Origin of the sequence: Amycolatopsis sp. NPDC004625 (assembly GCF_040609695.1) — a bacterium.
In the GTDB taxonomy this organism is placed as follows: domain Bacteria; phylum Actinomycetota; class Actinomycetes; order Mycobacteriales; family Pseudonocardiaceae; genus Amycolatopsis.
The window spans coordinates 82,899-99,523 of sequence record NZ_JBEXKX010000005.1 but is presented as its reverse complement, the minus strand read 5'-3'; the positions used below and the strand labels follow the sequence as shown (position 1 = coordinate 99,523).

General features: G+C 71.9%; 18 protein-coding genes. 6 read left to right on the top strand and 12 right to left on the bottom strand.

Features of this window, described 5'->3' with window-relative positions:
* Positions 1-15 precede the first annotated feature (15 nt).
* Positions 16-1,275: an FAD-dependent oxidoreductase gene (locus ABZW17_RS07565; RefSeq protein ID WP_354810721.1), complete on the top strand. Its 1,260-nt coding sequence runs from the start codon at positions 16-18 to the stop codon at positions 1,273-1,275.
* 286 nt (positions 1,276-1,561) lie between these two features.
* Here ABZW17_RS07565 and ABZW17_RS07560 read toward each other — a convergent pair whose 3' ends face one another.
* From ABZW17_RS07560 to ABZW17_RS07535, 6 genes are all read right to left on the bottom strand, one after another.
* Positions 1,562-2,356 carry a sulfite exporter TauE/SafE family protein gene (locus ABZW17_RS07560; protein WP_354810719.1) on the bottom strand — a complete coding sequence of 265 codons (795 nt, stop codon included), beginning with the start codon at positions 2,354-2,356 and terminating at the stop codon, positions 1,562-1,564.
* Positions 2,353-3,717 (bottom strand): MBL fold metallo-hydrolase, encoded by a 1,365-nt coding sequence (locus tag ABZW17_RS07555; RefSeq protein ID WP_354810717.1) that lies wholly within the window; start codon positions 3,715-3,717, stop codon positions 2,353-2,355. Before ABZW17_RS07555 ends, ABZW17_RS07560 begins: the two co-directional genes overlap by 4 nt.
* Positions 3,718-4,046: 329 nt before the next feature.
* The gene (locus ABZW17_RS07550) at positions 4,047-4,310 is read right to left on the bottom strand and encodes a metal-sensitive transcriptional regulator (protein ID WP_354810715.1); all 264 of its coding nucleotides are present in this window, start codon (positions 4,308-4,310) and stop codon (positions 4,047-4,049) included.
* 103 nt (positions 4,311-4,413) lie between these two features.
* Positions 4,414-5,232, bottom strand: a complete 819-nt coding sequence (locus ABZW17_RS07545; protein ID WP_354810713.1) for a slipin family protein — start codon at positions 5,230-5,232, stop codon at positions 4,414-4,416.
* On the bottom strand, positions 5,229-6,056 hold the full coding sequence (locus ABZW17_RS07540; protein WP_354810711.1) for an ATP-binding cassette domain-containing protein: 828 nt from the start codon (positions 6,054-6,056) through the stop codon (positions 5,229-5,231). The genes ABZW17_RS07545 and ABZW17_RS07540 overlap by 4 nt, the downstream gene beginning before the upstream one ends.
* A 1-nt stretch (position 6,057) precedes the next feature.
* Positions 6,058-6,555, bottom strand: coding sequence for a universal stress protein (locus tag ABZW17_RS07535; protein ID WP_354810709.1), 498 nt, complete (start codon positions 6,553-6,555; stop codon positions 6,058-6,060).
* A gap of 158 nt (positions 6,556-6,713) precedes the next feature.
* Here ABZW17_RS07535 and gap point away from each other — a divergent pair, with 158 nt between their 5' ends.
* On the top strand, positions 6,714-7,727 hold the full coding sequence (gene gap / locus ABZW17_RS07530) for a type I glyceraldehyde-3-phosphate dehydrogenase (RefSeq protein WP_354810707.1): 1,014 nt from the start codon (positions 6,714-6,716) through the stop codon (positions 7,725-7,727).
* A gap of 105 nt (positions 7,728-7,832) precedes the next feature.
* On the opposite strand, the gene ABZW17_RS07525 is transcribed toward gap, so the two are convergent.
* From ABZW17_RS07525 to ABZW17_RS07515, 3 genes are all read right to left on the bottom strand, one after another.
* Positions 7,833-9,620 (bottom strand): hypothetical protein, encoded by a 1,788-nt coding sequence (locus tag ABZW17_RS07525; protein ID WP_354810705.1) that lies wholly within the window; start codon positions 9,618-9,620, stop codon positions 7,833-7,835.
* An 81-nt stretch (positions 9,621-9,701) separates the two neighbouring features.
* Positions 9,702-9,845, bottom strand: coding sequence for a hypothetical protein (locus ABZW17_RS07520; protein ID WP_354810703.1), 144 nt, complete (start codon positions 9,843-9,845; stop codon positions 9,702-9,704).
* Positions 9,846-9,903: 58 nt separating this feature from the next.
* The gene (locus ABZW17_RS07515) at positions 9,904-10,563 is read right to left on the bottom strand and encodes a CBS domain-containing protein (RefSeq protein ID WP_354810701.1); all 660 of its coding nucleotides are present in this window, start codon (positions 10,561-10,563) and stop codon (positions 9,904-9,906) included.
* 151 nt (positions 10,564-10,714) lie between these two features.
* Here ABZW17_RS07515 and ABZW17_RS07510 point away from each other — a divergent pair, with 151 nt between their 5' ends.
* On the top strand, positions 10,715-10,951 hold the full coding sequence (locus tag ABZW17_RS07510) for a PLDc N-terminal domain-containing protein (RefSeq protein ID WP_354810699.1): 237 nt from the start codon (positions 10,715-10,717) through the stop codon (positions 10,949-10,951).
* On the opposite strand, the gene ABZW17_RS07505 is transcribed toward ABZW17_RS07510, so the two are convergent.
* Positions 10,906-11,751 (bottom strand): universal stress protein, encoded by an 846-nt coding sequence (locus ABZW17_RS07505; RefSeq protein ID WP_354810697.1) that lies wholly within the window; start codon positions 11,749-11,751, stop codon positions 10,906-10,908. The genes ABZW17_RS07510 and ABZW17_RS07505 overlap by 46 nt on opposite strands.
* Positions 11,752-11,959: 208 nt before the next feature.
* Here ABZW17_RS07505 and ABZW17_RS07500 point away from each other — a divergent pair, with 208 nt between their 5' ends.
* From ABZW17_RS07500 to ABZW17_RS07490, 3 genes are all read left to right on the top strand, one after another.
* On the top strand, positions 11,960-12,568 hold the full coding sequence (locus ABZW17_RS07500; RefSeq protein WP_354810696.1) for a hypothetical protein: 609 nt from the start codon (positions 11,960-11,962) through the stop codon (positions 12,566-12,568).
* Positions 12,569-12,632: 64 nt separating this feature from the next.
* Entirely contained in the window at positions 12,633-13,670 is a 1,038-nt protein-coding gene (locus ABZW17_RS07495; RefSeq protein WP_354810694.1) for a zinc-dependent alcohol dehydrogenase family protein, read from the top strand.
* Between the two features lie 85 nt (positions 13,671-13,755).
* On the top strand, positions 13,756-15,348 hold the full coding sequence (locus ABZW17_RS07490) for a hypothetical protein (RefSeq protein ID WP_354810692.1): 1,593 nt from the start codon (positions 13,756-13,758) through the stop codon (positions 15,346-15,348).
* A 52-nt stretch (positions 15,349-15,400) separates the two neighbouring features.
* Here ABZW17_RS07490 and ABZW17_RS07485 read toward each other — a convergent pair whose 3' ends face one another.
* Positions 15,401-16,099 (bottom strand): CBS domain-containing protein, encoded by a 699-nt coding sequence (locus ABZW17_RS07485; protein ID WP_354810690.1) that lies wholly within the window; start codon positions 16,097-16,099, stop codon positions 15,401-15,403.
* 11 nt (positions 16,100-16,110) lie between these two features.
* Complete coding sequence (locus ABZW17_RS07480) at positions 16,111-16,623, bottom strand: universal stress protein (RefSeq protein ID WP_354810688.1); 513 nt, start codon at positions 16,621-16,623, stop codon at positions 16,111-16,113.
* Between the last annotated feature and the right edge of the window lie 2 nt (positions 16,624-16,625).

Sequence of the window (16,625 nt, the reverse complement as noted above, 5' to 3'; positions counted from 1 at the left end):
CATCGGAGAAGACTCATGTCCCCCACCCACGTAGTCGTCCTGGGCAGCGGGTTCGCCGGGCTGGAGACGGCGTTCGCGCTGCGGGCGCTGGCTGACCCCGACCGCGTCAGGCTGACCCTGGTCTCCGACCGGGACGACTTCCTGTTCCGCCCCAACAGCATCTACCTGCCCTTCGGCGCGGCCGAGGCACCGCTGCACGTGCCGCTGGCGAAACCGTTGCGGCGCCGGGAGATCGAGACCCTGATCGCCACGGCCGAAGGCGTCGACACCGAACGCGGCGTCGTGCACACCTCGCACGAACCGGTCCCCTACGACCACCTCGTCATCGCCACCGGTGCCGCGATGCGCCCGGAGGAAGTACCCGGACTGGCCGAGTACGCACGCACGGTGTGGACACCGGGACAGCTGCACGCGCTGGGCGAGGAGCTGCGGTGGGTGGCCCAGCACGCCCGGCACGGCCGGCTGCAGCAGGTCCTCTTCCTCGTGCCGCCGGGGAACAAGTGCGCCGGCCCGCTGTACGAGATCGCGCTGATGCTCGACACCTGGCTGCGCCGCCGCGAGGTCCGCGACAACGTCCAGCTCGCCTTCGCCACGTCCGAGAAGAACTACGTGCAGGCGTTCGGGCCGAAGCTGCACGACGTGGTGGCCGCGGAGTTCGCCGCCCGCGGGATCGAGGGCCGCACCGGCGTCGAACCCGACAAGATCAGCGAGCGGGAGGTGGCCTTCACCGACGGCTCCTCGCAGGAGTTCGACCTGCTGGTGGCCTTCCCGCCGTACGTCGCCGCCCAGCGCTTCGAGGGCTTCGCCGCCGACGACCGCGGTTTCCTCGTCTGCGAGGAGAGCAAGCGCGAGGTGCTCGGGCACCCGGGCGTCTATGCGCCCGGCGACGCCGGTGACTTCCCGGTCAAGCAGGCGTTCCTGGCCCTGCTGCAGGCCCAGGCGGTGGCCGGCCAGATCGCGGCCGACGCCGGTGTGCACCTGCCGGGGCCCGGGTTCGAGCCGGTGAGCATGTGCGTGCTGGAGATGCTCGACAAGGCGACATTTGCGCAGGTCCCCCTGTCGGTCACCGGCGACCCGGTGCGCCCGGTCGTCGTCGACCCGGAGGCGCTCGAGACCTACCGCGTCGGCACGTCGGCCGTCTGGCGGCTGGGCAAGAAGGCGCTGGGTACGTACGTGCCGGGCCGGTTCCGGGCGGGGTTGCCGGTGCACGCGGGAGCCGGCTGGGACTCGATGGCGTTCGGCCTGCGGGGCGCGACCCGCTGGCTGGCCCGGTGAGCCGGCGGCGGTTGCCGGTCCCGGCCGTCGTCGCGGCGGTGGTGGTCCATACCGCCGCGACGTGCGGTGGCGATGCTGATCCTCTTCGCGGTCGCCTTCCCGGGCTGGTTCCGCTGGTACGCGCTCACCACCACGGCGGTGGTCGCCGCCTTCGGCGTCGCGTCCGCGTTCGCGATGCGCGGTCTCGACCGGAACGCCGTCCCGTGGCCCGGCGGGTTCGAGCGCATCAACGCCTACGCCTCCTCCGCCTGGCCCGTGGTGCTCGCCGTGATCCTTTCGCGCGGACTCAGCCGCCGTGCAGGGCGGCCGGGGCGAAGACGGCCGCGGCGGCGACGCCGACGGCGACCGCGAGAACCAGGGAGGCGAACGTCCGCCGGACGATCGCCTCCGGAAGCCGGTTGCCGACCTTCCCGGCCAGCAGGGACGCCAGGAACGCAACGCCCGCGAACACCACGGCGACCCCGTAGGGCAGCTCCGGCATCGTGGCCGCGTGCGCGACGAGTCCGCCCAGCGCGGTGAGCACGATGACCACCAGCGACGTCGCGACCGCCTCCGGTGCCGTCAGCCCGAGCAGCATGGTGAGCGCGGGGACGATGACGAACCCGCCGCCGACCCCGAACAGCCCGGTCAGCACGCCCACCAGAGCACCGGCGGCCAGCGCCATGGGCACACAGCTGCGCCAGTTGACCCCGCCCGCGCGGGTCCGGCACACCCCGTCCCGCTCGGGCGCGGCGGTGAGCATCCGGACGGCGACCACCGCCATCAGGACGGCGAAGGTGACCAGCAGCCACCGGTCCGGCAGCAGCTTCCCCAGCGCGGTGCCGCCGAACGCGGCCGGCACGCTCGCCGCCGCGAACACCAGCGCCACCGGCCGGCGGATGACCTTCGACCGCCACCGGGCGGCCAGGCCGCCCGCTGCCGACACGGCCACGACCAGCAACGACGTCGGAATCGCCGCCCCGAGCGGCACCCCGACGCCGTACACCAGGGCCGGGATGGCCAAGATCGAACCACCGGCCCCCAGCAGGCCCAACGCCGCCCCGATGACCAGGCCGAACGCCGCCGCCGGCAGGAGTGTCATGCCGAGCTCGACGCCAACGGCAAACCGGCTCGGGCAGCCCGGTCGAATTCGTCGTCGACCGCGACGACCGCACGCCCGTCCGCGGCGAGGACCGAGGCCGCGATCGAGGCGCGGTAGCCGGCCTGGCAGTGCACCCACACTTCACCCTGCGGCACCTCGCCGAGCCGGCCCAGGAGCTCGTGGACCGGGATGTGCCTGGCGCCGTCGATGTGGTCCTGTGCCCACTCCTGGTTGCGGCGGACATCCAGGACGACGACCGGACGGTGATGGCGGACCAGCGCCAGCTCACCGAAGTCCGCGCGCGGGAACGACCCGAGCGGCGCGTCACCCGCCCACGCGACGGGAGTGCCGGTGGCCGCGGACTCGACGCGGTCGATCCCGATGCGGATCAGTTCACGCTGGGCCTCGGCGATCTGCTCGCGGGTCTCGCCGAGCAGCGACAGCGGCGTGCCCCACGGAATGAGCCAGCCCAAGTAGGTCGCGAAGCTGCCGTCGGCGCCGAAGTTGAGCGTGCCTGCCACGTGCCCCGCGGCGAACGCGACCCGCGAACGCAGGTCGACGACCCATTCGCCGGACGCGATGCGCGTGCGCAGCTCGGCGGCATCGGCCGGGCCGGGAAGGGTGAGATCGGGAGCTTCCGGGCCGGCCGTGTTGGCCGGGCTCATGTGCGCGTAGTAGGCCGGGTAAGCGTCCAGCCCGGCCAGCAACTCCTCGACGTAAGCCTGCTCGTCGCCGGTCAGCACGGGGTTGGTCTGCTTCTCGTGACCGATCGTCGACTGCCCGGCCTCGGACTGCGAGGCCGAGCAGAAGCTGCCGAAGCCGTGCGTCGGATAGATCTCGGTGTTGTCGGGCAGCACCTCGGCCAGGCGGTGCGCCGAGGCGTACTGCCGCTTGACCAGCTCACCGGTGTGCGCCGGCCCGAGCAGGTCGGGGCGGCCGGTCGAGCCGTGGAGCAGCGCCCCACCGGTGAAAACCGCGGGGGCGCGTCCGGACGCCTCCAACGCGTAGGACAGGTGCGTGAACGTGTGCCCGGGGGTGGCCAGCGCCCGTACTCGCATCGACGTGCCGACTTCGACCACGTCGCCATCGCCGATCGGGTTCCGTTCGAAGGAGACCGGATCGGCCGCGTTCACGTGGTAGACCGCACCGGTGGCCCTGGCCAGCGCGAGGCCGCCGGTCACGTAGTCGTTGTGGATGTGGGTCTCGAACACGTCGGTGACCCGCCACCCGCGCTCCCGCGCAAGGTCGAGGACCCGGTCGATGTCGCGCTGCGGATCCACGACGAAGGCCGTCGTGCCGTCGCCGACGAGGTAACTGCGGTCACCCAAGGTCGGGGTGTCGATCGCGATGATCTCGAGCATGATTCCTCTCTCCCTATACCCCCGGGGGTATCAGGAACCAGGCTAGCGCCTTCTCGCGGTTCCTGCCAGGTACCCCCCGGGGTATAGTGAACTCGAGGCCCCACACCCTGCTCCCACGGAGGAATACCGGATGTGTCAACGGATCGCCTGCCCGAAGTGCGGAAAGCCGACTTATCGCGGTTGCGGCAACCACGTCGAGCAGGTCCTCGGTGACGTGCCCGTCGACCGGCGCTGCTCCTGCACCGCCGAGCAGCCCCGACGCAAGACCTGGCGGCTGTTCCGCGGTTGACGACCGCCGTCCCGCCGGATCGGCCGGCGCGGCGCCGGCCTCAGGCCAGCGTCAGGAAGAGCTTCTCCAGCTGCTCGCGGTCGGCGGCACCCTTTTCGGACTTGTCGGTCACGCACTGCTCGAGCCCGCTGGCGATCAACCGGAAGCCGGCGCGGTCGAGGGCCCGGGAAACCGCGGCCAGCTGGATGATGACGTCGCGGCAGTCGCGGCCTTCTTCGATCATCTGGATCACACCGCCGACCTGACCCTGCGCCCGCCGCAGGCGCTTGCGCACGTCCGCGAGCACGTCTTCGTTCAGTTCCACACCGACCTCCTCAGATACCCCCCAGGGTACCCGATCACCACGGAGGAGGTGGGCGTCGGCATTCCGGCGCCCACTCCGGTCGGCGCGCCGCCACGGATCTGGTTCAGCGAGGCGCCGGAACCGCCGCCGCTTCGCCGTCGGGCACCACGGCAGCCGGCGCGGCAGCGGCCGCTTCGCGGGCCAGGAACGTGCCCAGCTCGCCGATCGTGCTCATCAGGGGCGCCGGGAACACCACCGTGCTGTTGTGGTCGACCCCGATCTCCATCAGCGTCTGCAGGTTGCGCAGCTGCAGCGCCAGCGGGTGCGCCATCATCGTGTCCGACGCCGCGCCGAGCGCCGCCGCGGCCTGGGCTTCACCCTCGGCGTTGATGATCTTCGCTCGCTTCTCGCGCTCGGCCTCGGCCTGCTTGGCCATGGCCCGCTTCATCGTCTCCGGCAGCTGGATGTCCTTCAGCTCCACCAGGGTCACGTCGACGCCCCACTCGGTGGTGGTCACGTCGAGGATCTGCCGGATGTCCGAACTGATCTTGTCCGTCTCCGCCAGCGTCTCGTCCAAGGTGTGCTGGCCGACGACCTTGCGCAGCGTCGTCTGGGCGATCTGGTCGATCGCCGCGTGGACGTTCTCGATCGCGACCACCGACTTCGTCGCGTCGACCACGCGGAAGTACGCCACCGCCGAGACGTCGACGCTGACGTTGTCGCGCGTGATGATGCCCTGCGACTGGATCGGCATCGTGACGATCCGCAGGGACACCCGGCTCAGCACGTCGATCACCGGGATGATGAACCGCAGCCCGGGCTCGCGCACCCCGACCACCCGGCCGAGCCGGAACAACACCCCTCGTTCGTACTGCTTGACGATCCGGATCGACAGCGCCAGTCCGGCGATGACGACCCCGGCGGCGATCCACCACACGATCATGACGCGACTCCCTTCGCCCGGGCCGGGACGCTCCAGCGGTCGGAACGGCCCGCGGTCATCAGCTCGACGACCGTTTCCTTGGTCAGCTCGCCGGTGGCGAACACCCCCGCCATCCGGCCCAGGTACAGCACGGCGATCCGGTCGGCCACGTCGAAGACGTCGTTCATGTTGTGCGACACGACGACCACGCCGAGCCCGCGTTCGGCCAGGCGGCCGACCAGCTCCAGCACGACCTCCGTCTGCTGCACGCCGAGCGCCGCGGTCGGCTCGTCCATGATCACCAGTTTCGAGTGCCACAACACGGCTTTCGCGATCGCCACGGCCTGGCGCTGGCCGCCGGAGAGCGAGCCGACCGGCCGGCGGACCGAAGTCACCGTCGTGACGCCCAAGCTGTGCAGCGTCTCCTTCGCGGCCAGTTCCATGCGGTCCTCGTCGAGCGACACGTGCCGGACCTTTTCGCGGCCCAGGAACATGTTCTGCACGATGTCGAGGTTGTCGCACAGCGCCAGGTCCTGGTACACGGTCTCGATGCCCAGTGCGGCGGCGTCCCGCGGCGTGCGGATGCGCACCCCGCGGCCCTGCCAGGTGATCTCGCCGGCGTCCGGGACGTGGATGCCGGCGATGCACTTGATCAGCACGGACTTGCCGGCACCGTTGTCACCGACCAGCGCGGTCACCCGGCCGGCCGGCACGTCGAGGTCGACGCCGGCCAGCGCCTGCACCGGCCCGAACTTCTTGGTGAGACCGCGGACGCGCAGCAGCGGCGTCCCGGCCGGTTCGGCGGCGTCCGGGACTTCCGCGGCCCGCTCGGCGATGGCGGTCACGTCAGGCCGTTTCCCCGGCAACCACGGCCAGCCGCCGCCCGAGCGGGCCGTCCGGCGTGCGCGCGGGCGGCGGGATCACGGCCACCGGGCAGGTGGCGTGCCGCAGGCAGGCGCTGCTCACCGAGCCGGCCAGCACCTCGCGCAGCTTTCCCCTGCCGTGGCTGCCGACCACCAGCATGGTCGCGTCCTTCGCCCGTTCGGTCAGGATCCCGGCGGGATCACCGTCCGGGGCGAAGCACCGCGCGGTCACGCCGGTGAGGTCCTTCGTCACCGCGGCGACGAGGTTTTCGAGCTCGTGGAAGTGCACTCGACGGGCTTCTTCGAGGGTCCGGTTCACGGACGCGTCGTCGAGCATCGCGTCGTGCAGCCACACCGTCACGACGTCCAGTCCGGCGCCGCTGATCGCCGCCTGCCCGGCCGCCCACACGAGTGCGGCCGTGCCGGCGTCGGAACCGTCGACCCCGACCACGATCCGGCCCTTCGCCGTTGCTCCGGTCATCACCGCTCCTTCCGCAGTCCCCCGCACCTTCAGCGAACCCCTTCCGCGCGCCGCGCGAAGCGGCCGTTCTTCCCGAGCTGCGAGGACCTTGGGCCCTACGGGCTTTCCACGCTGCGAGAGAACCATCGAGGGGAAGCGACTACGACAGGGAGAGGCCCATGACGGTACGGCTCGGCGTCAACGGATTCGGCCGGATCGGCCGCGACATCCTCCGGTGCGTCCTGGAAACGCCGGACAGCCCGATCGAAGTGGTCGCGGTCAACGACATCACGTCGCCGGAGATGCTGGCGCACCTGCTCGCGCACGACTCCACCTACGGACGGCTGCGCATCCCGGTCGAGGTCGTCGACGGCGAAGCCCTGCGCGTCGGCGACCACCTCATCCAGGTTTCGTCCACCGCAGACCCGGCTCGGCTGCCGTGGGGCGAGTACGGCGTGGACGTCGTCGTCGAGTCGACCGGCAGGTTCCGCACCCGCGAAGCCGCCGGCCTGCACCTCGCCGCCGGTGCGAAGAAGGTTGTGATCTCCGCTCCCGGCAAGGACGTCGACGCGACGATCGTGCTCGGGGTGAACGAAGACGACTACGATCCCGCGAACCACCACATCGTCTCGAACGCGTCCTGCACCACCAACTGCGTCGCGCCGATGGTGAAGGTGCTGCACTCCGCGTTCGGCATCCGCCGTGGTCTGCTCACCACGATCCACAGCTACACCGGCGACCAGGCCCTGCTGGACCGCCCGCACAAGGACCCGCGGCGCGCCCGGTCCGCGGCGGTCAACGTGGTGCCGACCAGCACCGGCGCCGCCAGGGCGATCGGGCTGGTGCTGCCGGAGCTGGCCGGCAAGCTCGACGGCGTCGCGGTCCGCGTCCCGGTCGAGGATGGTTCGCTGACCGACCTGACGGTGGAGCTCGAGCGCCCGGTGACGGCCGAGCAGGTCAACCACGCGTTCGCCGAAGCCGCCGACGGCGACCTCAAGGGCATCCTGCGCTACACGGAGGCCCCCATCGTGTCCCGCGACATCATCGGCGACCCGGCCTCCTGCGTGTTCGACGCCCAGCTGACCAAGGCCGACGCGCACCTGGCGAAGGTGTTCGGCTGGTACGACAACGAATGGGGCTACGCGACCCGGACGGTCGAGCTGGTGGAGCTCATCGGCCGCTCGCTCGGCTGAGTGCCCCGGGCGCCCGCCGGTGATGCGGGCACCCGTCCCCAGAGCGACGTTCAGGCAGCCCGCCGGTCGAGCGACGACCGGCGGGCTGCCTTTGCCGTGCCCCCGTCAGATCCGGCGACGGCTGCCGAGCACCAGGGACACCCCGGCGACGAAGGTCAGCAGCCCGCCCAACGCGAGCCAGCCGACGTCCACCCCGGTCGACGCGAGACGACCGGTCTGATGCCCCGCGACGACCTGCCGGGCCGGTACGGGCCGAGCCGGTGTGCCGGCCTTGCCGGACGGCGGCTTCGCCGTCGGCGGGACCGCGTCCGGATCGGGTTGGTCCGGCCCGCGCACGATGATCTCCCAGTTCGGGTTGCCGGAGCCGTCGTCACCACCGCGGACGGAGAAGAGCAGGGTTGCTCCGTACCATGCCTTCCACGGGCCGACGACGCCGAAGTCGTAGAGATCGGCGGGCAGGTCGTAGAAGGCGAAGTACCCGTGCGCGTCGCTCACCGCGCGCGCCACGATCGCTCCGGTCACCTGGCTGCGCAGGTACACCTTCACCCCGGGCACCGGGTCGAACACGGGCTGGCAGCCGCAGTAGACGGGGGTGAGGAGCACCCCGACGGACTTGATCGCCCGCGCCCCGGGAATCCGGGTGATCGCCGTCAGGCGGACCGCGTCGGAGCCGGGCGCTCCGACCCGGCATTCGGCCTGGAGGTATCCCTCCGTGACGGCCTCCGTCCCGACCGGAATGGTGATCGCGAAGTCCCGGGTGGACGCCGCCGGGACGGTGCCGCCCGGACCCGCCGGGTCGAGCGCGCCCAGGCCGACCTGTGCTCCGTCGTCGCTCGTCCAGCAGTGGGCGGTCAGGCCGGGCACCGGGCCGCGGCCGCTGTCGGCCACCGTGACGAGCAACCGGGCGGTATCGCCCCCGGCGTAGGTCGAAGCCGAGAAGCGGGCGGAAATCGTGAGCCACCCCTTGATGTCGTACTCGCCCCGCACGACCACATCGGGCACGCTGTCCCCCGTCACCTCCACGGTGACGCCGGAGAACTGCCAGTCGGAGGAGACGCCGAAGAGCGTCCAGGTGCCGGCGAGCAGGTCGTGGAAGGCGAACCGGCCCTGGCTGTCGGTCACCGTCTCGGCGGACCCGCCACGCGGACCCCACGCCCGGACGAGCAGCCCGGCGAGGGCTTCACCCGGGTCGATCACGTGGTTGCGGTTGTGGTCGCCGTAGGCGATCCCGGTGAATCCACCGCGCACCACCGTGAGCGGGGCCGTGATCGTCACCGAGTTGTCGGCCGGCTCCGCGTCGGGTTCGGTGGACGTGACCTCGACGGTCAGGCGCACCGTGTTCCCGGTGATGTCGTCGATCTGCGCCAGCGTGGCACCCTCGGCCGTCTGTCCCGGCGCCAGCGCGACATCCCCGCCGGTGAAGGTGCCCCAAGTGTGGGACGACAGCGTGCCCGAATCAGTCAGGTGTACACCGGTCGCCGTGCCGGTTCCCGCGTTCACCACGGTCGCCTGCGCCCGGACCCAGTCGTCCTGCCGGTAGGACGGCTTGTCGAACACCACGGTGAGCCGCAGATCGGGCTGGTCCACCGCGGCCGAGGGCGGTGCGGACACCGACGTGGTCGACACCGGGGTGGTCGACGACGGCGGGTCCTTCACCGCGGTCTCCGACGGCTTCACCGCCGTGGGCGCCGGTTCGGTGGTCGGCGCCGGTCTCGATGTCGGCGCCGGTTTCGTCGTCGGGGGTTCCGGCGTGGACGGTGGCGGAGAACCCGCCGCCGGTGCGGCGGAAGCCGGCGCCTCGGTCTCCGCCGCGAACACCGGTCCGGCCGAGACGCCGAGGGACATCGCCACCGCCAACGTGGCCGCCGCGGCCACCCGGGACATTCGTTTCATCCTCAACTCCTCCCGTTGCGCGGCCTCCGACGGCCGCTGCGCGCGTGGTCCGGAGAGCTCAGGCGGGAAGAAACCGGGTGCTCAGCGTCCCGCTGGTTCCGGGAACTGCTTGCCCGCGCGGGACATCGCGCCGGGCACTCCAGGGAAGTCACGGCCGGGCAGCAGGGCGTGCCGGTAGAACCACGGGGAGAGCGGGAGCGGATCGGTTTCGTAGTTGTGGTCCAAGAGCAGCGCCTTGAGGGTTCGCGGCGAGGACGACGATGCGTTTCATCGCCGCCCCCCTTCAGCGCAGTCCGGCGGCCGCGCCGTCGTCCTGGTTGTACTTCAGGCGGTTGCGGACCGCGACCACCCCGGGCACGGCCTCGGTCAGCCACTCGGCGCGCTCCACCTCGCTGCGCCGGTCGATCACGCCGCTCAGCGTCACGACGCCGTCGTCGACCTGGACCGTGGCCGTCGACGGGTCCGCCCAGATCGACCGCTGCAGCACCTCGCGCTCGACGATGTCCTTGATCTCCTCGTCCGGGCGCAGGAAAGACCGCAGGACGTCCCGGCGGGCGAGGACGCCGATCAGCCGGCCGGAGCCGTCGACGACGTACAGGCGGCGCAGCCTGGCCTCCACCAGACGGCGGGCCGCGCCGGCCACCGGCTCGTCCTTGGCGACCGTCGGCACGCGCCGGGTCATCAGTTCGCGCGCGGTCAGCCCCTGTGCCTTGGTCCACACCCGGTGCTTCCGGAAGACCGGCTCGGTCCGGCTGTCGCTGCGGTGGCGGGCCAGCAGGTCCGTCTCGTCGACGACGCCGATCGGGCGCCGGTGTTCGTCGAGCACCGGGATCGCGGCGATCCCGTGCTCCGCCAGGAGCGAGACGAGCTCCTTGAACGTCGTCCCGGGACCGGCGGTCACCACCGGCCGGGTCATCAGATCCGACACCTGCGGACCGCGCATCGCACACCTCCGTCAGACGGTTCTCTTCACGGTAGGAACCCCCGCCGGAGCCGGGCTGCGGGCGAGGGTCCCCGGCCGGGAGGTCTTTCGCCCCTTTGCCCGTGACCGGCGGTGCCCTTGGCTGGAACATCCACATCGGAAGGAGATTCCCATGTCCGACCACAAGCGGTGGCGCGACCTGAGCCCCCGGCAGCGCGCCGGCATCCGCCTCGCGGCGAGCGTCCAGCTGCTGCTCGCCGGGTCCGCGTGGTGGGACCTCGCACACCGGCCGGCCACCCGGGTCCGTGGCCCGAAATGGCTGTGGGCCCTGGTGATCGCGGTCGACTTCGTCGGTCCGGTGCTCTACTTCGCCCGCGGCCGCGCCACCACCACCGGGCAGAGCGCGTAGGACATCAGCGCCTGGCTCGTCGAGCCGAGGGCCAGGCCGCCGAGCCCGCCCCGGCCCCGGCTGCCCACGACCAGCAGCTGCGCCCGGTCGGCGAAATCCAGCAGGCGCTCAGCCGCGCGGCCGGTCACGACCTCGCGGTCCACCACCACATCCGGGTACTTCTCGCCCCAGCCGGCCAGCCGCTGGGCGAGCAGTTCCCGGGCGTACTCCGCCGCGGCCGGTCCCGTGCCCCACCAGCCGTCGCGGTGCCGGCAGTGCACCGCGATCAGCCGCGCACCCCGCCAAGACGCCTCTTCGAACCCGACCGCGATGGCTTCCTCGCTCGCCGGGCTGCCGTCGATGCCGACCACGACCGGCCCTTCGGCGGGCGGCTCGTCCTCACCGGCGTGCGGGCGGATCAACGCGACCGGGCACCGCGCGTGCGCCGCGAGCGCCACCGTGACCGACCCGACCAGGACCCGGCCCAGCGGCCGCAGCCCCGGTGTGCCGAGCACGAGCATCGCCGCGCCGCCGGATTCGGTGACCAGGGCGTCGGCGGGCCGTTCGGGCCGCACCACCGTTTCGGCGTCGATGCCCGGAGCTGCGTCTCGCGCCTCCGCCAGCAGGACTCGTGCCTGTCCCCCGGCCACTTCCAGCAGCTCCTCGTACGTCGGATCGGCCCTCGGGTAGGGCGCGGGCAGTTCCGGCAGCGCGTGGACCAGCCGCAGCCGTCGCGCTCGGGCGACGCGCGCGGCCCACCGGACCGCACCGAGTGCTCCGGCCGAGCCGTCGACGCCGACCACCAGTTCCGTGCCACTCATCCGATTCCCCTTTCGCCACCCGGAAGCCAATCGGCTTCCGGCCCCGGCCGCGCGAGGCTTCCGCCCCGTTCGGGAAGGACTTCCGTCCTTCGCCCGCGGTCCTCGGCATCCGGCACCCAAGGGCCTCCCGGCCGGGGACCTTCGGCCCCAGAAACCGCGCGCGAACCCGAAGAAACTGTCCCCAGCAAAGAAAGAACGGAGGTTTGCCATGTCCATCCAGCCGGACGAAAAGAAGACGGCTCCCACCCCACCCCCGGCTCACCGGCTCACCGAACCGGCGCCGATCCCCGATTTCGTCGCCGGTCCCACAGTTGCCGGGAAATCCCTGGCCGTCCTGCGCGTCGCCACCGGATTCATCTTCCTGTGGGCGTTCCTGGACAAGCTGTTCGGCTGGGGTTACGCGACCCCGTCGAAGGGCGCCTGGCTTAACGGTGGCTCGCCAACCAAGGGCTTCCTCAGCGGCGTCGACGCCGGACCGTTCCAGTCGATGTTCCACACCTGGGCCGGCACCTGGTGGGCCGACACGCTGTTCATGCTCGGCCTCGCCGGCGTCGGCGTCGCCGTGATCGCCGGTGTCGGGCTGCGGCTGAGCGCCGCCGCGGGCTCGTTGATGATGCTCATGATGTGGGCCGCCGAATGGCCGCTCGCGCAGAGCACCAGCACCGGCGAGGCGACGCACTCGACCAACCCGATCGTCGACTACCACATCGTCTACGCGCTCGTCCTGATCGCGCTGGCCGCCGCCGCGGCCGGGAACACGTGGGGACTCGGCCGCCGCTGGGCCGACCTCACCGGCGACCGCAAGTGGCTGCGCTGAACACCCCACCCCGGGGCGCCCGCCGACCGGCGGGCGCCCTTTCCCCTGCCCGAAAGGAAAAGCGATGAAGGCACTCGTGTACGACGGTCCGGGCCGGCGCAGCTGGACCGACCACGCCGACCCCGAACTGACCGCGCCGACGGACGCGATCATCCGGGTCGACGCGGTCACCATCTGCGGCACCGACCTGCACATCCTCAAGGGGGACGTGCCCGAGGTCGAGCGCGGCCGGATCCTGGGCCACGAAGCCGTCGGCACGATCACGGAGACCGGGGCCGCCGTCACCGCCGTCAAGCCCGGCGACAAGGTCCTGGTGTCCTGCATTTCCGCCTGCGGACGGTGTGAATACTGCCGGAAGGCCGCCTACGGCCAGTGCCTCGGCGGCGGGGGCTGGATCCTCGGGCACACGACCGACGGCGTCCAGGCCGAGTACGCGCGCGTCCCGTTCGCCGACACCTCGACGTACGTGCTGCCGTCCGGGGTGAGCGACGAGTCGGCGCTGATGCTCGCCGACATCGTCCCGACGTCGTACGAGGTCGGCGTCCGCAACGGCGGGGTGAAGCCGGGTGACACGGTGGTGATCGTCGGAGCCGGGCCGATCGGGCTGGCCGCCATCACGAACGCCCAGCTGTTCGCCCCGAGCACGATCATCGTGGTGGACAGGGAACCGGCCCGCCTCGACGCGGCGAAGTCCTTCGGCGCGGACGTGCTGGTGCAGCCGGGCGACGCGGCGGCGGCGGTCGCGGAGGCGAGCGGCGGGCTCGGCGCGGACGTCGCGATCGAGGCGGTGGGCGTCCCGGAGACGTTCGAGCTGTGCACCCGGCTGGTCCGGCCGGGCGGCCACGTGGCGAACGTCGGCGTCCACGGCGCGCCGGCGACGCTGCACCTCGAGGAACTGTGGATCAAGAACGTGACGATCACGACGGGCCTGGTCGACACGGCCAGCACGCCGATGCTGCTGCGGATGCTGGCGGCCGGCCGGCTGGACACGAGCCGGTTCGTCACGCACCGGTTCGGGCTCGACGAGATGGACGAAGCGTACGACGTCTTCGCCCACCCGCAGGACAGCAACGCGTTGAAGGTCGCGCTGTTCCGCAGCTGAACCGAAGGGCCGACAGGCGGTTTTCGAGGCGCCAGGCGCCCCGAGAGCCGCCTTGAGGCGCGCGCCTACGAAGAAGGGGACGATGATGTCACGATTACCCAGGTCGGCGGCAGCGGTGCTGTCGGCGATCACGCTGTGCCTCGCCGCTTCGGCGGGCCCCGCGTTCGGCGACGACGCGCCGCCGTCCTCCGCACCCACGCCGACCACCACGGTGCGGCAGCCGGCACCGTCGGTGGACCTGCGGTTGTCGGTGTGGTTCGACAAGACCGCTTACCTGGCCCAGGAACCGATCACCGTGCACGCCCGGGTGACCAACGTGGGCTCGGCGCCGGCCCAGGGCCGGATGACCTCCACCGGCGACCTGACGAGCACCTTCTGGGATCCGCCGCTGCCGCCGATCGAGCCGGGCGGAACCGCGGAGAGCAGCGTCACCGGGTTCGCGACGACCGAATCCGGTCCGATGACCATCACCGCCACCGTCCTGCTGACCGGCGACGCACAGGACGCCAACCCGGCGGACAACACCGTCACCGCCTCCGTCCCGGTCACGCACGTGCGCGGCAGCTACCGCGGCACCGTCTACGGTGACCGCAACGGGAACCACGCGCCGGATCCCGGCGAAGCCCTGGCCGGGGTCCGGATCGGGATCTCGGGCGGGCGCCCGGAGACCGGCCGCACCACCCGTACCGACGCCGCCGGCCGCTTCGCCTTCCTCGATCTGCCCGCCGGCAACTACACGACCTGGGTCGACACCACGGAGTGGTACGTGCCGGTGTCCAGTGCCGAGGTGACCGGCGAGCACGACCCCGGCGTGCTGATCCGCGGGGCGCCGGCGGCCGCCACCCGGCTGTCCGTGTCCGCGGCGTTCACGCGGAGTTCGTACCGGGTGGGCGACATCGCCCACCTGACCCTGACCCTGGCCGACAAGAGCGCGATGGTGCTGGCGGACGTGACTGCCGACTGCTCGGCCAGTGCGTCGGGCCGGGTGGACGCCGGGGACCTGACCGGGCCGGGCGTGAGCTTGCCCGCCGGCTCGAGGCGCACCTTCGACCTGACCGTGCGGATCACCCCGCAGGCGGCCACCGAAGGGAACCTGCGGGTCCGGTGCTCGGTCGGCGCGCCGCCGCGCCTCAACGGCCCGGACGCGGTCGAGGCGACCGCCAGGGTGCCCGGCGGCATCGCGCCGAAGGTCGTCGGCTACGTCGGGCGGTTCCTCCGCAAGCCCCAGCTCGGGCTGCCGGAGAGCACCCCGCTGCCCGGGGTGAAGGTCTACCTGCGGGACCAGGTCACCGGCCGGGTCGTCGCCCGCGCGGTGACCGACGGCGGTGGCAGCTTCACGTTCTTCCGCGTGCCGGCGGACATCTACGACGTCGGGATCGTCGGACCGTGGCAGCTGGTGTACACCGACCCCGAATTCCAGGTCCTCGCCGGGGAGAACGGGATCGACCCGAACCACCCCTACCGGCACCTCGTGTTCGTCGTCCCGGGACCCGCTCAACCGGATCCCGATGCCGTTCCCGTTCCCGCGCCGCGTCCGAGAGCTCCGGTCCCGGGTGCTCCCGCCCCGGCCGCCCTGGCCACGACGGGGGTCGGCGTCACATGGCTCGCCCTGGGCGCTTCGCTCACCATCGTCATCGGCGCGGGACTCGTGCTCGCCACCCGGCGGCGGTGGCGGTAGCACCGGAGGGGCCGTCGTCCACAGTGGACGACGGCCCCTTCTGCCGGACGGCTCAGAAGATCGGGCGCTTCCCGCTCAGCATCCCGGCCTGCCCCGGCGGTGCCGGGGACACGCCCCGATCGTCGAACCGGGCCTTCAGCGTCTGCCGCACCTCCACCACCCCGTCGACCCGGCGGATCAGCGCCACGATGACCGGGATCATGCTCTGCCGCTCGACCGTGCCGTTGAGGGTCACGATGCCGTTGTGCACCGAGACGTACAGCGAAGCCGGGTCCATGGCCATTTCGCGCAGCAGCACCTCTTCCCGGACCTCGTCCCGGATTTCTCGGTCCGTGCGCAGGAACACCCGCAGCAGGTCCGACCGCGACACCACGCCGACGAGCTTGCCCTCGTCGTCGACCACCGGCAGGCGGTGGAAGTGGTGCTCTTCCAGGAGCTTCGCCGCCACCGCGACGACGTCGTCCGCTTGGACGGTCACCGCCGGGCTCGTCATCAGGTCGGCGACGAACGCCGCGCCGGCCTTCCGCTTCGCCTGCCGCGAACCGGGCCTGAGCAGCCCGTGCGGAGCTTCGCGTTCGAGCAGATCTCCTTGGGAGACGACGCCGAGCACCTTCCCGTCCTCGTCGACGACGGGTGCTCCGCTGATGTTCCAGCTGGCCAGCAGGAGCGCGACGGCCTTGAACGGCGTGTCCGGGCCCACGGTGGTGACTTCGGTCGTCATGACCGAACCGACCTTGCGACGACTGGGCATCTCGACCTCCTTCACAGCAGCGGCCCGGGGTAGTACCCGCCCGCGGGCTCCGGTTCCGCGATGGCGTCCTTCTCCGGCTCCGGCACCGTCCGAGCCGGGATCACCACGACGGGGCAGCTCGCCTCCCGCAGGCAATGCTCGGCGACCGAACCGACCAGCAGCTTCAGCAGCCGGCTGTGGCCATGGCTGCCGAGCACGAGCATCGAGGCGGTCTTCGACGCCTCTTCCAGCGCCACCGCCGCCGAGTGCTCGACCAGCTGGGCCCGGACGGCGACGCCCGGGTGTTCGGCCCGTGCCTCGCCGACGACCTCGTCGAGCTGCTTCCGCTCGCGGTCGGCGACCGTCTGCGGGGTTCCGGCGACGGCCGCGCCGAGGTCGTAGACCGGCTCGAACGTCCACGCTCGCAGCGCCACGACCTGGCGGCCGCTGACCGCCGCTTCGGCCATCGCCCAGCGCAGGGCGGCCGCACTGATCGCCGAATGGTCGACGCCGACGACGATGTCGTCTTGAGTTGGCTGGGTCATGG